The organism is Bifidobacterium jacchi (assembly GCF_009078285.1).
Classification (GTDB): Bacteria; Actinomycetota; Actinomycetes; order Actinomycetales; family Bifidobacteriaceae; genus Bifidobacterium; species Bifidobacterium jacchi.
In genome coordinates, this window is sequence record NZ_RQSP01000019.1 from 1 (window position 1) to 17836 (window position 17836).

At 63.1% G+C, this 17836-nt stretch carries 15 protein-coding genes and 1 tRNA gene; 3 read left to right on the top strand and 13 right to left on the bottom strand.

Annotated elements, in window-relative coordinates; translation table 11 throughout:
• Positions 1 to 86: 86 nt before the first annotated feature.
• The 6 genes from era to EHS19_RS06220 all read right to left on the bottom strand — a co-directional run bounded on the left by era (position 87) and on the right by EHS19_RS06220 (position 6001).
• Entirely contained in the window at positions 87 to 1148 is a 1062-nt protein-coding gene (gene era, locus EHS19_RS06195) for a GTPase Era (RefSeq protein WP_151916918.1), read from the bottom strand.
• Positions 1145 to 2656 (bottom strand): hemolysin family protein, encoded by a 1512-nt coding sequence (locus EHS19_RS06200; RefSeq protein WP_151916919.1) that lies wholly within the window; start codon positions 2654 to 2656, stop codon positions 1145 to 1147. Before EHS19_RS06200 ends, era begins: the two co-directional genes overlap by 4 nt.
• A gap of 75 nt (positions 2657 to 2731) precedes the next feature.
• Positions 2732 to 3277 carry an rRNA maturation RNase YbeY gene (gene ybeY / locus EHS19_RS06205; protein ID WP_151916920.1) on the bottom strand — a complete coding sequence of 182 codons (546 nt, stop codon included), beginning with the start codon at positions 3275 to 3277 and terminating at the stop codon, positions 2732 to 2734.
• Positions 3274 to 4545, bottom strand: a complete 1272-nt coding sequence (locus tag EHS19_RS06210; RefSeq protein ID WP_151916921.1) for a PhoH family protein — start codon at positions 4543 to 4545, stop codon at positions 3274 to 3276. Before EHS19_RS06210 ends, ybeY begins: the two co-directional genes overlap by 4 nt.
• Positions 4546 to 4639: 94 nt before the next feature.
• The gene (locus EHS19_RS06215) at positions 4640 to 4978 is read right to left on the bottom strand and encodes a histidine triad nucleotide-binding protein (RefSeq protein ID WP_151916945.1); all 339 of its coding nucleotides are present in this window, start codon (positions 4976 to 4978) and stop codon (positions 4640 to 4642) included.
• 228 nt (positions 4979 to 5206) lie between these two features.
• A complete protein-coding gene (locus tag EHS19_RS06220; protein ID WP_151916922.1) occupies positions 5207 to 6001 on the bottom strand; it encodes a 16S rRNA (uracil(1498)-N(3))-methyltransferase in 795 nt (264 codons plus the stop codon).
• Positions 6002 to 6127: 126 nt separating this feature from the next.
• Here EHS19_RS06220 and EHS19_RS06225 point away from each other — a divergent pair.
• The 3 genes from EHS19_RS06225 (at position 6128) to glgC (ending at position 8737) form a co-directional block, all read left to right on the top strand.
• A tRNA-Leu gene (locus EHS19_RS06225) sits at positions 6128 to 6215 on the top strand.
• 219 nt (positions 6216 to 6434) lie between these two features.
• Entirely contained in the window at positions 6435 to 7298 is an 864-nt protein-coding gene (locus tag EHS19_RS06230; RefSeq protein WP_151916923.1) for a TrmH family RNA methyltransferase, read from the top strand.
• A 191-nt stretch (positions 7299 to 7489) separates the two neighbouring features.
• Positions 7490 to 8737, top strand: a complete 1248-nt coding sequence (gene glgC, locus EHS19_RS06235; protein WP_151916924.1) for a glucose-1-phosphate adenylyltransferase — start codon at positions 7490 to 7492, stop codon at positions 8735 to 8737.
• A 171-nt stretch (positions 8738 to 8908) separates the two neighbouring features.
• On the opposite strand, the gene EHS19_RS06240 is transcribed toward glgC, so the two are convergent.
• The 7 genes from EHS19_RS06240 to EHS19_RS06270 form a co-directional block, all read right to left on the bottom strand.
• Positions 8909 to 9520, bottom strand: coding sequence for a metal-sulfur cluster assembly factor (locus tag EHS19_RS06240; RefSeq protein WP_151916925.1), 612 nt, complete (start codon positions 9518 to 9520; stop codon positions 8909 to 8911).
• A 179-nt stretch (positions 9521 to 9699) separates the two neighbouring features.
• A complete protein-coding gene (sufU, locus tag EHS19_RS06245) occupies positions 9700 to 10266 on the bottom strand; it encodes a Fe-S cluster assembly sulfur transfer protein SufU (protein ID WP_151916926.1) in 567 nt (188 codons plus the stop codon).
• Positions 10267 to 10456: 190 nt separating this feature from the next.
• Complete coding sequence (locus EHS19_RS06250; RefSeq protein ID WP_151916927.1) at positions 10457 to 11728, bottom strand: cysteine desulfurase; 1272 nt, start codon at positions 11726 to 11728, stop codon at positions 10457 to 10459.
• Between the two features lie 313 nt (positions 11729 to 12041).
• Positions 12042 to 12821: a Fe-S cluster assembly ATPase SufC gene (gene sufC, locus EHS19_RS06255; protein ID WP_151916928.1), complete on the bottom strand. Its 780-nt coding sequence runs from the start codon at positions 12819 to 12821 to the stop codon at positions 12042 to 12044.
• A gap of 38 nt (positions 12822 to 12859) precedes the next feature.
• Entirely contained in the window at positions 12860 to 14083 is a 1224-nt protein-coding gene (sufD, locus tag EHS19_RS06260; protein ID WP_151916946.1) for a Fe-S cluster assembly protein SufD, read from the bottom strand.
• Between the two features lie 131 nt (positions 14084 to 14214).
• The gene (gene sufB / locus EHS19_RS06265; protein ID WP_151916947.1) at positions 14215 to 15669 is read right to left on the bottom strand and encodes a Fe-S cluster assembly protein SufB; all 1455 of its coding nucleotides are present in this window, start codon (positions 15667 to 15669) and stop codon (positions 14215 to 14217) included.
• Positions 15670 to 16058: 389 nt separating this feature from the next.
• Positions 16059 to 17687 (bottom strand): L,D-transpeptidase, encoded by a 1629-nt coding sequence (locus EHS19_RS06270; RefSeq protein ID WP_241677121.1) that lies wholly within the window; start codon positions 17685 to 17687, stop codon positions 16059 to 16061.
• Positions 17688 to 17836: the final 149 nt, after the last annotated feature.

Consider the following 17836-nt stretch of genomic DNA (forward strand, 5'->3'; position numbering starts at 1 on the left):
CTACAAACAGCTCCGCTGTTTGCTTTACGGTGCTGTCCTGACAAGGGGAGCCAACATTGTAATCAACGAACTTCTGACGCAGGACACTAGAAGCCCAGCCGATCCAGCTGTTTGGGATCCGACTGCCATCCTTTGGCGACCTTGACGTGGAGGTCGAGTTTCGCCTTGCCGCCGACGATGCGGTTGACGGCGGTGCGCAGCTTCTTCTTGACGCGCACGAGGTGCTCGGCTCCCCTGCCGATGATAATCGGCTTCTGCGAGTCGCGTTCGACGTAGATCGACGTCATCACGACGATTTTGCCGTCGTATGCCTCGCCGGATTCATTGTCCGACGGCCGCTCGATCGAATCGACGACGACCGCCAGCGAGTGCGGCAGCTCGTCATCCAGCTCCTCGAGGAACGCGCCGCGGATCAGCTCGGCGATGGTGTCCTCGGGTCGTTCCTCGCTGATCTGATCCTCCGGATACATCTGCGGGCCTTCGGGCGTGTTCTCGATGAGCACGTCACGCACTTCGTCGAGGTTGTCGTGTTCCAGCGCGCTCACCGGCACGATGTCGGTGAAGTTGGCGAAACTGCTGATCTCAAGAAGCTTTGCGATGAGCTTGGCTCGATCGAGTTCATCGATTTTGGTGACGATGGCGATCAGCGGTATCTTCCAGTCGAAGCCGCCGTCGTCGCGCTTGGTCGCAAAATCGGAGCGGAGTCTGCTCAGAATGCGCCTATCCCCCGGCCCGATCTCCTGATCGGCGGGCAGCAGGAAGGCGATCACGTCCACTTCCGAGAGCGACTCCTCGACGACATCATTCAGCCGCTGTCCAAGCAGTGTTCTTGGACGATGGATGCCGGGTGTGTCAACCAGCACGAGCTGCGCGTTCGGCGTGGTCAGAATGCCGCGAATCGCCTTTCTCGTGGTTTCCGGTCGCGATGATGCAATGGCGACCTGCTTGCCGATCAGCGCGTTGATCAGCGTGGATTTGCCGACGTTGGGGCGCCCAACCACGGCAACGAAGCCGGACCGATACGCCGGCGCTGCCGTATCGGTCGCGCTCGCCGAGGTAGCGGCATCGACTGTAGCCGGTTCGGTTCCGGTCACCGGCTCGGCCGCCGCCGCAGGCTTGCTCTCGTGTTCGGTCGCGTTGTCGCTCATGCTACTCCTTTGCCATGTTCGTCGCGTTCATGATGATGACCATTGTCGCTCATACGCCTGGTATCGTTGCCGCCGGATTCCCGACGATCCTGAGTCCCGCTCGCCTCCGCGGCAGCGTCTGACTCATCGGACTGCGTCGAGGATTCGGGATTCGTGACCTCACCGTCCTGATCCGACGCGGAGGCGGGCTCCACGACGATCGTGGAGACCTTCTTGCGGCGGCCAGCGGAATCCACTGCGGTCAGCCGCAGGCCTCTGGTGACCGCGCTCGCTCCGACGATCGGCACACGGCCGAGCAGCTTGGTGAGCAATCCGTACACGGTGTCCACGTCGTCCTCGTCGATGTCGATCTCGAAGATCTCCTCAAGATCCGCGATCGAGGTTCGCGCCGGCATGCTCCACTTGTGATCGCCGATCTTCTCGGGCTCGGCATGCTGGGTGTGGTCGTGCTCGTCCTCCAGCTCGCCCACGATCTGTTCGATGGTGTCCTCGATGGTGACCAGTCCGGCGATGCCGCCGTACTCATCCACGACGATGGCGGCATGCTGCCGGGTGCGCTGCATCTCATGGAACAGGTCGTCGACCGGCTTGGATTCGGGGACGAGCATCGGGTCGCGCACGATGGAATCGACGCTGCGGTTCAACGCCGCTGGATTGAACGCGGTGGCTCGCACCGCATCCTTGAGATACGCCAGTCCGATCAGGTCATCGACGTCATCGCCGATCACCGGCACCCGGGAGAATCCCGAACGGGAGCACAGCTTGAGCATGTCACTCAGCGGCTTGCCGCGCCCGATGCAGATCATGTCGGTGCGCGGCACCATGATCTCGCGCGTCAGCGTCTCGGACAGGGTGAGCACGTTGCGCAGCATCTCCGAGACCTCGGGGTCGAAGTCGTTGGATTCGACGAGCCGATCGATGGTGGCGCGCCCTTGCTCGAGCTGCATCTTCTCCAGCTCCTCGTCGTCGGACAGGCTCTCCTTGGAACGTCGATGGCCTCCGTTGCCGCCGATGCGGGCGAACGGGGTGAGCGCGACCGCGATCGAGGTAAGCGCGGCCGAGCCGAGCATGATGTCGAGCGGCTTCATCGCGCCCGCCGAACGGGGTCGGACCAGTATGGACACGACGGCGACGACGATCGCGACGACGAATCCCGCGACGAGCTCTGCCCACAGCGGCGCCCCCAGCAGCGCGGCGACCGCGGTGACCAGCACACCGTCGATCACGTTGCATGCGATGCGGAAGAAGGCGCACGAGCCGGCGGTCGCATAACGGTCCGCCACCAGACGCTGCACCTTGTGGATGCGGTCGATCTTCTTCATGCGCAGGAACTGCGAGGTCTCCTCATCGGTCTGCACTTCGAGGATGAGATTGTTGAGGCTGGCGCGCGTGACGCGTGCGATCGCCCCCTCCGCCGCCGCCATGGTCAGGGAGAACCACACCAGCAGCGCGGCGATCACCACCAAAAGACAGACGACGACAATGGTCGTCATATCAGGATATGACATGGATTCCTTTCATGCTCATCACGATCGATCCGTTCAACGGCACCTGTTCGATGATCTGTGTTCGCTGGCGCCTGTTCACCGGCCGAGCTGTCGATTCGGCCCATGAGTCGCATCATATTCCGCGAGCGCGTCAACGCTGCCCTCAGGCAACGTGACCGGCGTGCCGGCACCGTGCCGCAGGGCGATGAAGGTGAGCAGCAGCTGGCGCTGCAGGCCGAACATCTGCCGTTCCTGGTCGGGATCGACGTGGTCGTATCCGAGCAGATGCAGTATGCCGTGGATGGTCAGCAGCAGCATCTCCTCAAGCGTGCTGTGTCCTGCCGCCGCAGCCTGCTGAGCGGCGACCCACGGGCATATGACGAGGTCGCCGAGCACGCCCTCCATGACGGTCTTGCCGTCGCCGGGGCGCAGCTCGTCCATCGGGAAGCTCATCACGTCGGTCGGGCCTTCCAGGTTCATCCACCGTTCGTGAAGCTGGGCGATGGGCTCGGGGTCGACGAACATGATCGTCAGATCCGACTGGGTGCTCACCCGCATCTGGTCCATGACCCAGATGCCAAGGTCGGAGAAGATCTTGGGATCGATGTCCCACACGGTCTCGTTGGCGACGTCCACGCTCATCGTTCACGCTCCTCGTTCACATCGCCGGCCGCTGCGGCGCCGGCGTCATTCGCCGCGGCATCACCCGCCGCGGCATCGTCGGGCATGGCATCCGGCATGTCCACGTCGGAGCCGTTCGCCGCGGCACGCTGCTTTCTCTGCCCGTGCTCGCGCCTGGCCTTGGTGCTGTGGTCCCCGGCGATGGCGGAATGCCGCTCGTATGCGGCCACGATCTGCCCGACAAGGCGGTGGCGGACGACGTCCGCGGCGGCAAGGTGGACGAACGCGATGTCTCCGATGCCGTCAAGGATGTGCTCGATGGTCGCCAGTCCCGAGCGCGGCACGGTCAGATCGACCTGCGTGATGTCGCCGGTGATGACCATCGTCGTGTTGAATCCGAGGCGGGTGAGGAACATCTTCATCTGCTGCTCGGTGGTGTTCTGGGCCTCGTCGAGGATCACGAACGCGTCGTTGAGTGTGCGGCCTCGCATGTAGGCGAGCGGCGCGACCTCGATCGTGCCGTCCTCCATGTAGCGACGCATCTGATCGACGCCGAGCATGTCGCCGAGCGCGTCGTACAGCGGCCGTAGATACGGGTCGACCTTGTCGTTGAGCGTTCCCGGAAGGAATCCCAGATTCTCCCCCGCCTCGACCGCGGGTCTGGTGAGGATGATGCGCCGCACGCTGCGCTCCTGGAACGCCTGCACCGCCTTGGCGACGGCGAGATACGTCTTGCCGGTGCCGGCGGGGCCGATTCCGAAGGTGATGGTGTGCGATTCGATGGCGTTGACGTAGGCGATCTGACCGGCGGTCTTGGGACGTACCGGAGCGCCGAGCGCGTAGGTGATGACACCCGGCACGCGGGGACGATCATGATCGTCGTCGGCAGGTTCGATGACGCGCGTCTGACCGCGTGCGGCTCCATGCCGATCCGCGCGATGCGGTTGACCGCCCCTGGGGAAGCCGCCGGGGAACCGGTCCCGTTCATGGGGCAGCCCGTGCGCCGAATTGTCCAGAGCCTGACGGTCAAGCATGCGGCCGACGGTATCGGCATCCATCGGCGCGCGGTAGGCCTCCGTGATGATCGTCTCGATGACGTCCTGCGCACGGTCGGCATCCGACTCGGCTCCGCGGGACGTCGCGATGACGTTTATCCGATCGCCTCTGACGACGATGGTCAGGTCGGGGAACGCCGCCTCGACGCGGCGGAGCACTTCGTCCGCCGGTCCCAGCACGGCCACTGGGTCAAGTTCCGATGGGATGGTTATGGTTCGTGTAGTCGTCGCCACAGGGCCTCTTCTATATGTCTTTCCGCTCATCGTCCGGTTGGACGTGATGGTGGATGTGGTTCTTGCTGCGATCCGCCCGCATGCGGGCACCGCCCTATTCGTCAAGAACCTCGCCGGTCAGCACATGGGCATGCACGTGGAACACGGTCTGCCCTGCGTCGAGACCGGTGTTGAAGACCAGACGATACGCGCCGTGGAACTTCTCGTCGGCGATGGACTGGGCCACCTTGACGATGTGGGCAAGCTCGGCGGGATCCTTCGCCGCGAGCTCGGCGACGTTCGCGTAGTGGGCGCGGGGAACGACGAGCACATGCACCTTGGCCTTGGGGTTGATGTCGGCGAAGGCGTACGTGGTGTCGTCCTCATACACCTTGGTGCTGGGAATCTCCCCTGCGATGATCCTGCAGAACAGGCAGTCGTTGGACTCGCTCATCATGCTCCCTTTCATTCGACTCTCCGGCACGCGACCGGTCTGCGCGAGATGCTGGTTCATTCAGCTCCACTGTATTGCGCCACTCGGATTTTCGCCAAGCGCATGTCATCGGCCGCCCCATCGGCCGCTACGCCAGCCACGCCGCCAGCGCGACAGCGGGCACGCATGCGCGGCCTGACGGATGGCCGACCGGTACCGCATCCATTGGATTGAGATGCGCCCCCCAAATCAGATGCGTCCCAACGCGCGCGACAGCAGCGTCAACGCCACCGGCCCGGCGACGGAGGCGCGAAGAATCGTGGAGCCGAGCACACACACATGCGCGCCGGCATCCGCCATCGCCTGAACCTCGTCCTCGCCGATGCCGCCCTCCGGGCCGACGACGACGCTCACGCTGCGCGCACGACCATCGGCCAGCGTGCGATCGGCGAGCTCACGCACCCCGCGCTCCACGCCATCCCACGTATCGTTGGCGTCCTGATGAAGCACGATCACCATGTCGCCGTGCACGCAGGCGCGACGGCACACGGCGACCAGTTGTCGGCTCGTGACGCAGTCCGTAAGCGTCGGCGCGAAGACGCGACGCGATTGTTCGACCGCCGCGTCGAGCACCGAACGCCACTTGCGGTCGGTGCGCCCCTGCTTCCATTTGGCGATGGAGCGATTCGCCTGCCATGGGATGACGTCGTCCACGCCGATCTGCGTCGCCATGTCGATGGCCTGCTCGTCATGGCCGGACTTGGCGAGCGCCTGGATGAGCGCGAGACGGATGACCGGCTCGCTTTCCCGCCCGACCCGTTCGACCTCGGCGACGCCGGCTGTCGGGTCGGTCAGCCGCGCCGCGATGTTGAGGCCTCGTCCGTCAGTCAGGCTCAGCTCGTCGCCTGCCGCCAGCCGCATCGACTGCACGGCATGGCGGCGGATGTCCGCGGGAAGGGTGATCTTCCAGCCGGTGTTGAGCTCATCACAGTTGACCGGCACGTCATCGCGTTGCGGGTCGAGAAGGAACATGGGATTCGTCATGTATCACAGGCTACACAACGGTCGAGAAACACTTCTCCCGCAAGGCGACACGCCGAACAGCGCCCACGATTTGCCATATCTGCGATCACTGGTAGAGTATCTTTCTGTTGTCTGGAACGACACCTTGTCCGGGTGGCGGAATGGTAGACGCGCTAGCTTGAGGTGCTAGTGCCTATTTTATACAGGCGTGTGAGTTCAACTCTCATCCCGGACACGATTAAACCCCTTGGAAACAAGGGGTTTTCTTGTATCCGACGGTCGTCGCCCCCCGACTGAGCGCCGGTGCCGGAACACGGACGCGACATCCACCACGTACGTCCACACACCCCATCCGAACCACGACACCCACACGGAACGGCTCCGTCCGGCGACCCCGGTCCGGCAGCACCGCTCCGGCGGCACCGTGGAGACCAACGACAAAGGCGGCTGACGCATGCGAATCATCCACATCGACACCATCGACGACGAACGCGTGTCCCCCTACGTCAATCTGACCGAGATCCAGCTGCGCAACAGACTCGAACCGGCCAAGGGACTGTTCATCGCCGAATCCCCCAAGGTGATCGACCGCGCGCTCGCCGCCGGACGCGAGCCGATATCGCTGCTTGTCGAGCAGCCGTGGCTCGAAGGCATGGCCGGCACCTTCGCGGCGATCGACGCGCAGTGGGGGCCGGACATTCCCGTCTATGTTGCCACGCCGGAACAGCTCAGGAAGCTGACCGGATATCGGCTGCACCGCGGCGCCCTCGCGGCGATGCGACGCTGGGCGCTGCCCTCCGTCGCCGAGGTGTGCGCCGGGGCGCGGCGCGTCGCGGTCATGGAGAACATCGTCGACCACACCAACGTCGGCGCGCTGATGCGCTCCGCGGCGGCGCTTGACGTGGATGCCGTCCTGGTCACCCCGTCATGCGGCGATCCGCTGTATCGGCGTGCGGCACGCGTGTCGATGGGGACGGTGTTCCAGGTGCCTTGGACCCGCATCGGCACCGAGTCGCGGCACGCGTGGCCGTTCGACGGTCTGCGGCAGCTGCATGACATGGGCTTCACAACCGTGGCGATGGCGCTGGAGGACGATTCGATCAGCCTCGACGAACTGACGCGGAGGCTGCACGCCGATGCCGGCGATCCCGACCGCATCGACCGGCTCGCCTTCATCTTCGGCACCGAGGGAGACGGCCTGTCCCGTCACACCATCGCCGGTGCCGACCTGACCGTGCGCATTCCGATGAGCCACGGCGTGGACAGCCTCAACGTCGCCGCATCCAGCGCCGTCGCCTTCTACGCCACCCGCTTCTAGACACTTTCCGGGCACCGTGGTTCACCAGGTTCGTTCACCCAAACTTCATGTTGAACCGTGCGACGCGCCCAGCGAGTCACCTTGCGCGTTGCCAATTTTGTGCGAATATGGACATGTGTACTTTCTGCGACGAAGCAGGAGCCGACCATACGGTGGCGCAAGGCGCTGTCGAGACTTGAGAGGAGCATCATATGGCGAAGAACAAGCAAAAAATCCTGTCGATCGTGCTGGCCGGCGGAGAGGGCACTCGCCTGATGCCGCTGACCCGCGACCGCGCCAAACCGGCTGTGCCGTTCGGCGGCATGTTCCGTCTGATCGACTTCCCCCTGTCCAATCTGGTGAATTCGGACTATCGGCACATCATCGTGCTCACCCAGTACAAGTCCCATTCGCTTGACCGCCATATCTCGCAGATGTGGCGATTCTCCTCGCTGCTGGGCAACTACGTCTCCCCGGTGCCGGCGCAGCAGCGACTCGGCAAGCACTGGTATCTCGGCTCGGCCGACGCGATCTATCAGACCATCAACATCATCGAGGACGTGCAGCCCGACATCGTCGTCATTGTCGGCGCCGATCACGTCTACCGCATGGACTTCGGTCAGATGGTCCAGCAGCACATCGAATCCGGCGCCGAATTCACCGTCGCCGGCATCCGCCAGCCGATCGCGCAATCCAACCAGTTCGGCGTCATCAAGGTCGATCCCGAGCATCCGAGCGTGATCCACAGCTTCCAGGAGAAGCCGGCCACCACCGAGGGCCTGCCGGATGATCCGAATTCGTTCCTCGCCTCGATGGGCAACTACGTGGCCAACACCGACGCGCTGTTCGACGCGCTCGCCAAGGACGAGAAGGCGGAGGACACCAAGCACGACATGGGCGGCGACATCGCCCCCTACTTCGCGGCGCGCGGCGAGGCCGGCGTGTACGACTTCACCACGAACGTGATTCCAGGCTCGACGGATACCGATCACGCCTACTGGCGCGACGTGGGCACGATCAAGCAGTTCTATGATGCGCACATGGATCTGATCGCCTATGTGCCCGAGTTCAACCTGTACAATCAGGCATGGCCTATCTATACGAACTCCGGCACCCTGCCGCCCGCCAAGTTCGTGCACGCCGGGCGCGATCGTCTCGGACATGCGACCGACTCGCTGGTCTCCCCCGGCGTGATCGTCTCCGGCGGCGAGGTGCACCACTCGGTGCTCTCCCCCAACGTGCGCATCCATTCGTGGGCGCAGGTCGTCGACTCCGTGCTGTTCGACGGTGTGATCATCAATCGTCGCGCTCGTGTCTACAAGGCGATTCTCGACAAGAACGTCGTGCTGACCGAAAACTCGACGGTCGGCATCGACACCGAGCATGATCTCGCACGTGGCTTCACCGTCACGCCAGACGGCATCACCGTAGTGCCGAAGAACACGATCGTCGACGACTGAGCCGACGACTGACCGTATCGGCGTATCGGAGAGTCGCCTAGTCGGCGACCACCTAGAACCACCTATGAGGAAGCCCCCTCAGCCTGCAGCAGCTGAGGGGGCTTCCTCGTTCCGCGCTCGTTCCGCGCTGGTTCGCGCTCAAAGCGCGCGGATTACGCTCGTTCGCATCACTCAGTACTTCGGCATGTTGTCGAAGTTGAAGCCGAGCGCCGCAAGCTGTTCGCGGCCCTCCGGAGTGATCTTGTCGGTCGTCCAGCGGGGCTGCCACGTCCAGTCGATGCGGAATTCCTCGACGAGACCGGCCAACGTGCTCGCGCACTCATCCTCGATCAGATCGGTCAGCGGACAGGCCGGCGTGGTGAGCGTCATCGTGATGATCGCACGACCCAACTCGTCGATTTCGATGCCGTAGACGAGGCCAAGATCAATGACATCGATGCCAAGCTCGGGATCGATGACCTGATGCAGCGCCTCCTTCACATCCTCGGCCGTGGCACGTCCGATCTCATCGACGGCCTTGAGCGGAATGTCGTCCTCGCTGCTGTGCTCATGGTCGTGACCTTCGCACTGGCTTTTCGGATGGCGACCGCAGGCGCACATCTCCGCTGATTCCGACTGAGCGTCTGACGCGGCACCCTGTGCGGGGGTCGGATGCCCGTTCGTGAAGCCCGCGGCGAGGGCGGGATTGGCCATCACGCGACGCGCCGCCTCTTCGTCGCCCAGCACCTTGTTGACCGTATCGAACACCGACGGCTCGGGCTCGGGTACCAGATTGTCGCTCATGTCAACTCCCAACGTCATAGTGCGCCGAAGCGGACGCACATCTGCTTGTCCATTTCTGTTGTGCCTGTAGTTGTGTTTGTGGTCATGTTTGTGGTCGTGTTTGCACTCGGCGCGATATCCGATAGTACTCAATATACGTGCCGTGGCACCCTGATGGAAGAGCGCCCGCCATCACTTCATCATTTCGCAGCCAGCGCGAGCGCCTTGGCGACCGCGTCGCGCATGCCCTCCCAGCCGAGCAACGCGCATTTGATGCGCATCGGATACTTGGAGACGCCTTGGAACACGACGGCATCCCCCAGCCTCTCCTCCTTTGCGTCGTCATTGAGACCGGCGCCGCGCGATTCCATGAGCTCGTGGAAGTCGCGGAACAGCTCCATCGCCTCGTCGACCGTTCTGCCGGCGCACAGATCGACCATCACCGACAGACTCGCCTGCGAGATCGAACAGCCGTGGCCGTCCCATACGAGTCGTTCGATGCGATGCGGCTCGGTTTCGGACACCTCGGCGTGAACGGTGGCCTCGTCGCCGCAGGTCGGATTGAACTGATGCGATTCGCCCGGCGTGCAGTATTCGTGGGCTGCGCGAACCGTGTCCTCGCCGGAGCTGACATCCGCCGAGGCGGCATCCTCGCGGGACACGTCACGCGCGAACGATTCACGCCCGTGCGGGTCGCGCGCCGCCTCCAGAATCACCTCCTGGTACATCTGTTCCAGATCGTCGCCGCTCATGCCGAAATCACTCATCGATGCCGTCGCTCCTGTCTGTCTTGCTGTCTGTTTTCTCTGCTTCCACGATGCGCTGCTCTTGCTTCGCCGTGCTTGAGCTGCGTCGTCACATGCCCGTCATAGCTGGTATGACCAGCATGGCCGCCATGCCAGCCATGCTGGTCATGTCCGACGGATTGATCGGATGCCTTGGTGCGAACGCTTGGGGTCACGCCTTGAAGAACGGGCGGACCTTGGCGACCGCCTCCACCAGCGCGCGAGCCTCATCAGGCGTATTGTACACGCCGCTGGATGCTCGGTTCGACGCATACAGGCCGAAATGGCGATGCACCGGCTGTGCGCAATGATGACCGACGCGGATGGCGATGCCCTGAGCGTCGATGAACTGGCCCACATCGTGCGGATGCACGCCGGCCACGTCGAACGCGACGGTACCGATGCGACGCTCATTGCCGCGCGGCCCCAGAATGCGCACACCATCGATATCGCCGAGCTTGAGCAGCTCGGAGGTGATCGTGCGCTCGTGCGCCTCGATGTTCTCCATGCCGATCGCCATCATCCAGTCGGCGGCGACCCCCGCGGCGACGACCTGCGCGACCGGCTGCGTGCCGGCCTCGAATCGCGCCGGAGGCGTCATGTACTGCGCCGGCTGATCCATCCATGCGAGCTCGACCATGGAACCGCCGAAGTTCGCCGGCGGAAGCGCCTCCAGCAGCTCACGGCGACCATACAGGAAGCCCACGCCGGTGGGACCGTACATCTTGTGCGCGCTCCACGCGGCGAAATCCACGTCCAGCGCATGGAAATCGACCTTGAGATGCGGCACGGACTGGCACGCATCAAGGATGAACAGGGCGCCGACCTCGTGCGCGCGCCGAACGATCGGCGCAATGTCGGTGATCGCACCCGTGGTGTTGCCGACATGGGTGATCGAGACCACCTTCGTTCGTTCGGTGATCACCTCGTCGGCGGTATCCGAACGAATGCGGCCATCCTCGGTCAGATCGAACCACTTGAGCGTCGCTCCGGTACGCGCCGCGAGCTCCTGGAACGGCAGCAGCACCGAGTGGTGTTCGGCCTTGGAGACGACGATCTCATCACCGGGCTTGAGCGCGAACCGACGCGCCGCCTCACCGCCCCGCCCGAGGCTCGCATTGCCGAACGCGGTGGCCAGAAGATTGAGACCGGCAGTGGCCCCGGCCGTGACCACGATCTCCTCCTCACCTTCGGCCGAGTTCGCGCCGACCAGGCGAGCGACCTTCGCCCGCGCCTGCTCGAACGCCTCGGTCGAGCGGGCCGCCAGCTCATGTGCGCCACGATGCACGCCGGCGTTGATCGTGCGATAGAAGTCGGTCTCCGCATCGATCACGCACTGCGGCTTCTGCGAGGTCGCCGCCGAATCGAGATACACCAGCGGATGGCCGTGAATCTCCTGGTCAAGAATCGGGAACTGTGCCCGAATCGCCGCAAAATCAACCATGTTGTCTCCCCTTGATAATCCGATAATCCGTTCCATCGTACTGGCCGATGTTCGTCGGCGGCATGTGCATTTCGACACACTCAAGGCCGTTCGGCCAAGCCTACGGTCTCACTGCACATGCCGCCGACGAACACCTCGCATATGAGATACCGGCAACGCGGAGCGTGGCGGGTGGGATATGCGCCGTTCGACCGTAGTCAGCGAAGGCGCATGCTAAGCTTCGCGAGCATGCGCCGGAGCGAGGCCGAACGGCCTTGAGTGTGTCGAACGGCGCATATCCCACCCGCCACGCAACACCTGCAAGCAGACCGAATCAGGCCAGCGCGGACTCGGAGTCCGCACCTTCGGGCAGGTAGGCGTCGTAGCCGTGCTCCTCAAGCTCGTCGGCCAGCTCCGGACCGCCGGTCTTGACGAAGTGGCCGTCGGCGAACACGTGCACGATGTCCGGCTTGATGTACTTGAGGATGCGCGTGTAGTGCGTGACCATGAGAATGCCGAACTGGTTGGCTTCCTTGGCGCGGTTCACGCCTTCGGACACGATGCGCAGCGCGTCCACGTCGAGGCCGGAGTCGGTTTCGTCGAGAATGGCGAACTTCGGTTTGAGCAGTTCGAGCTGAAGCACCTCGGCGCGCTTCTTCTCGCCGCCGGAGAAGCCTTCGTTGACGGAACGGGTGGCGAACTTCGGATCCATCTTCAGCCGCTTCATGGCTTCGGACAGTTCCTTGGTCCATGTGCGGATCGCCGGCGCCTTGCCGTCGATCTCGGTCTTGGCGGTGCGCAGAAAGTTGGTCATGGACACGCCGGGCACCTCGACCGGGTACTGCATCGCAAGGAAGAGACCCTCCTTGGCGCGAAGATCCGGGGTCTGCTTGAGGATGTCGACGCCGTCGAGCAGCACCTCGCCGGAGTCGACCTCGTACTTGGGGTGGCCGGCGAGCGTGTAGGCGAGCGTGGACTTTCCGGAGCCGTTGGGACCCATGATGGCGTGGGTCTCGCCGGAGTTGACGGTCAGGTTCACGCCCTTGAGAATCTGCTTGCGGCCCTCCTTGGTTTCGACGGAGGCGTACAGATCCTTGATTTCCAGAGTGGACATTGGATTCTCCTGTATGTTGACGATGAAAGATCTTGCCGTTACTTGTCTTCGAGGACCGCCTGCATGGCCGCGTTCTCACCGCGTGCCAGACGACGGTCGATCACGTCCATCAGATGCGTGGCTATGGCGGGCACGCCGATCTCCTCGACGAGTTCGCCGAAGAAGCCGCGCACGACGAGTTTGCGCGCCTCGGTTTCGGGAATGCCGCGCGACTGCAGGTAGAACAGCTCCTCATCGTCGAATCGGCCGACCGAGCTGGCATGGCCGGCACCGATGATGTTGCCGTTTTCGATCTCCAGATTCGGTTCGGAATCGGCGATCGCACCGGGGGTGAGTACAAGATTGCGGTTGAGTTCGTACGAGTCGGTTCCGGGAGCGGTCGGCTCGATCAGCGCATTGCCCACCCATGTGGAATGCGCGTCCTTGCCGTCGAGCGCACCCTTGTAGACGACGCGGCTCTTGCATTCGGGATGGTTATGGACGATCATCGTGCGATGTTCGATGTGCTCGCCCGGATCGACGAAGTAGATGCCGAGCATGTTGAGGTCGCCCTGCGGTCCGCCGAAGTCCTGATCCATGCGGATGCGCACCACGTCGCCGCCAAGGGTGACGACCGAATGGCGCAGCGAGGCGTTTTCGCCGACATGGATGCGATGGTTGCCGACATGCTTGGAGCCTTTGGCCCATTCCTGCACGAACGTGGCGGAGATGTGCGAATCCTTGCCCGTGGATATTTCGACGCCTTCGGCAAGGCGCGCGGTTCCGTTGTGTTCGACGATCACATCGCCTGTGGTGCCGTCCTCGGCGGTGATGACCAGATGCAGCGCGTCGAGATCCTCGCCGCCGCCTTCCACGGCGATGAGCACCGGCTTGTCGAGCGCACCGCGCAGCGCGATGATCGTGGCGGTGCGGCCGGAGTTCCATTCGACGACGGATGCGCGGTCGTTGGGCTTGGAGACGGTGCCGGATGGCGCGTCGGCGATCGGCCCCTGCGTGACGTTCACGTGATCGGGGCTGACCGCAGTGCCGTCCGCGTAGCTGATCGTGATCGTCGTCTCACCGCTCGGCTTGAACACGTCGAGGAATTCCGCGATCCGTTCGATCGGCGTGTAGCGCCAGTCCTCCTGCGACTTGGTGGGCATGGCGAAGTCGTTCACGTCGAATGAGCGCGGCTCCTTGTCGGCGCTGGAGGGCATGGCCGCGGGGATCGCATACGGATCGTTGGGATCGGCGACGGGAATGGCGATCTCAGTGCCGCGCATGCCTTCGACGGTCGCCGGCGCGCTCTGCGCAGCGGCCTGCGTCTCCTGAACGGTCTGTGCTTCCTGATCAATAGTTGTTTCCTGAACAGTCTGTGTTTCCTCAGTCTGTGTTTCCTGAGCAGTCATGGGAATCAGCCCACCGATCCTTCCATCTGCAGTTCGACCAATCGGTTCAATTCAAGTGCGTATTCCATGGGCAGCTCACGGCTGATCGGCTCAACGAAGCCGCGCACGATCATGCCCATGGCCTCCTTCTCCTCCAGACCGCGGCTCATCAGATAGAAGAGCTGGTCTTCGGAGACCTTCGATACGGTGGCCTCATGAGCCATGGTCACGTCGTCCTCACGCACGTCGACGTGAGGATACGTGTCGGAACGTGAGAAGTCGTCGACGAGCAGCGCGTCGCAGACCGTCGAATTGGACGAGCCGTACGCGCCGTCCACGATCTTGACGAGTCCTCGATACGCGGAACGGCCGCCGCCGCGGGAGATCGACTTGGCGACGATCGTGGACTTGGTGTGCGGCGCGAGATGGATCATCTTGGCACCGGTGTCCTGGTACTGCCCCTTGCCTGCGAAGCCGAGCGACATCGTCGATGCGGTGGCATACGGTTCGGCGAGGATGCAGGCGGGGTATTTCATCGTGGCCTTGGAGCCGATGTTGCCGTCCACCCATTCCATGGTGCCGCCTTCACGCACGTAGGCGCGCTGCGTGACGAGGTTGTAGACGTTGTTCGACCAGTTCTGCACGGTGGTGTAGCGCACGCGGGCGTGCTTTTCGACGACGATCTCGACGATGGCGGCGTGCAGCGAGTCCTCGGACCAGATCGGGGCGGTGCAGCCTTCGACGTAGTGCACGTAGGAGCCTTCGTCGGCGATGATCAGCGTGCGCTCGAACTGGCCCATGGCCGGGGTGTTGATACGGAAGTACGCCTGAAGAGGAATGTCGACGTGTACGCCCTTCGGCACGTAGACGAACGATCCGCCGGACCATGCGGCGGTGTTGAGCGCACCGAACTTGTTGTCTTCGGGAGACACGACCTTGCCGAACCATTTGCGTACGAGGTCGGGGTATTCGCGCACGGCGGTGTCGGTGTCGACGAAGATCACGCCCTGCTTCTTGAGGTCCTCCTGAATGGAGTTGTAGATGACCTCGGATTCGTACTGCGCGGCCACGCCGGAGACGAGGCGCTTCTTCTCGGCTTCGGGGATGCCGAGTCGGTCGTACGTAGAGCGGATGTCGTCCGGCAGTTCGTCCCACGTCTTCGCCTGCTTGTCGATCGGCTTGACGTAGTACTTGAAGTTCTCCGCCTTGAATCCGCTCAGATCGACGCCCCATTCGGGCATGGGCTTGTCAAGGAACGCCTTGAACCCGCGCAGACGCATGTCGAGCATCCATTCGGGCTCGTGCTTGTCGGCGCTGATGGCTCGCACGACGTTTTCGTCGATGCCTCGCTTCGCCGCCTCGCCGGCAGCGTCGGAATCATGCCAGCCGTAGCTGTAGTCACCGAACTGGCTGATGATCTCATCGTCCTTTTTGAGCTTCTCCTCATCGACGCGGGAGCGATCAGCCACATATTGGCTCATCTCCACGTCGGATGCGGCATGTGGCGCTTGATTCTCGCTCACCGTATGCTGCCTCCATTCATTCGCAAAAGTTCCTAGGCAAACCTAACAGAACACTTCGCAACACACTAGCGTTCAGACTGTATATTGGCTTACATTCTCGCCGTGGACTTGACACGCCGCCGGACGCGCCACGTGGCTCGTGACCGTGCCCGGTGGAATGCCGCCCGACGGGAAGCCGCCCGGTGAAGTGTGGTCCGATTGGGACACAGCCGTATGCCCGCTCCTAGGAATGCAATTGGCTCTGATCCGACAATACGACGGAACAGAGCCAATTGTTCTGACCTGCACTATGCTATCGTGCCTCAACCTGCGTCAGACAGTCGCCGACCGCAGTGCAGTCGCCATTACTACTGCTGCACGTGCACCGACGTGCCCATGACAGCCCACTTGTAGAACCATTCGGCCACGTCCCAGCCGATGCCGACGCATCCGTGGGAGCCGTTCGGCGTGTTCACGAGATCGGCATCGTTGACCGGAGTCGAGGATGCGATGCGGTGAATCGCGCAGCCGCCGTGCGAGAAGTAGTTGACGAAACCGACATTGGCTACATTCCAGGTTTCGACCTTGCCGTTCGACAGCGTGAGGTTGCCCGACATGTCCTGGCTTTCGTACTTGAGCCACACGTCGAAGTCACCGGTCGGCGTGCACATGGTGCCGTCGCATGCGCCCGTCTTCTCGTCGTTGCCGGAGGCGGCGATCATGTTCAGCGTCCTGATCAGCTTGCCGTCCTCGTAGGCGTACACCTTGCGATCGGACAGATCGACGACGACGTGGCGCTTGACGGCCTTCTGCTTCATCGGATCGACGGTGCCCTGCACGTTGACAGACCCCTCGCCCTTGCTGAAGGCGGCGATGGCCTGCGTGCCGACGCTGCTGTCGCCACCGGCCGTGACGGTGATGCCGTCATGGCCTTCGACAACGGTCTGGATGACCTCGCCGGCATTGTTGAGGATGACGGAGCTGTCCTTGCGCTCGGCCTTGAAGGTGGTCTTGATGTTCTCGTCGTAGTACTGCTGAACCTTGTCGGAGTCGAACACGACGTAGCCGTTGCGGCTCTGCGTGCTCTTGAGGGGAGCCTTCTGATCGGCTTCCACGGTGGAAACGGCCGCAAGCGCGGGAGCGTCGAGCTTGGCGACGACCTTGTCCGCGATCTTGATCGTCACCGGATTCTTGGCCAGCGTATCCAGCGTGGTCTTGGCCTGCGAGGCGATGTCGTCGGTGATGGCCGGGTCGATCTGCTTGAGCGCGACCGTGACGGCCTTGGGCTTTTCCGCGCCGAGCGTCTTCACGCTGGCCTCCGCGGAAGCGACGATATCGCTGGCATCCACGCCCTCGCCCTTGGAACCCTGGATGACGTTGAATCCGTCCTTGGCCTCGTTGATCTGCACCTTGGCATCGACCGGCGCGGACTCGGTGATGCCGAGCTTGCTGTTGAGCGTGGTCACATCGGCGGCCTTCGCATTCGAAAGCTCGGGCGAAACCGTCGTGGAAGTCCAGAACGCGTACTGGCTGAAGAATCCGTCGTTGCGCTTCGCCTGCATGATCTCGGTGGCGATGGACTCGGAATCGACGCCAAGACCCATGTCCTTGAGCGTGATGTTCTCGGTCTTGCCGTTGTACGTCACCGGAACGGCGGCATTGTCGACGGCCGCATCGATTTCGGCCACGATCGCATCATGTGACTTGCCCGCCATCGAAGTGCCCCACAGCGTGACGCCTGGCAGTGCATGCGACTGGAAGAACCAGACGCTGCCGCCGGCAAGGGCTCCAAGCAGCACGACCACCGCGGCGATGATCCACGGCCAGATGCGACGACGCTTGATGACGGCCTTCGCCGCCTTGCCGCCGCCGTCGCGCGCGGCGGTTCCGACCGACGCGATGTCGATCGGATCGAAGACCGCGGTCGACACCCCGTCGGCCGCGTATGCGGTCGAATTGCTCTTCGTGCCGCTGAAATGTTCCATGCTCGCAGTCATATCTCGTCCTGTACGCTTTCCCACAATATCCAAGGGCGCTGCCCCTTCGTCCCATTATGCACTATGGCTATGAACTATGCGCGGGATTATCCTTAGAAATATCCCTATGTGAGGCTCATGTCCGTGTGATCTTCATGACAACGGTCGGG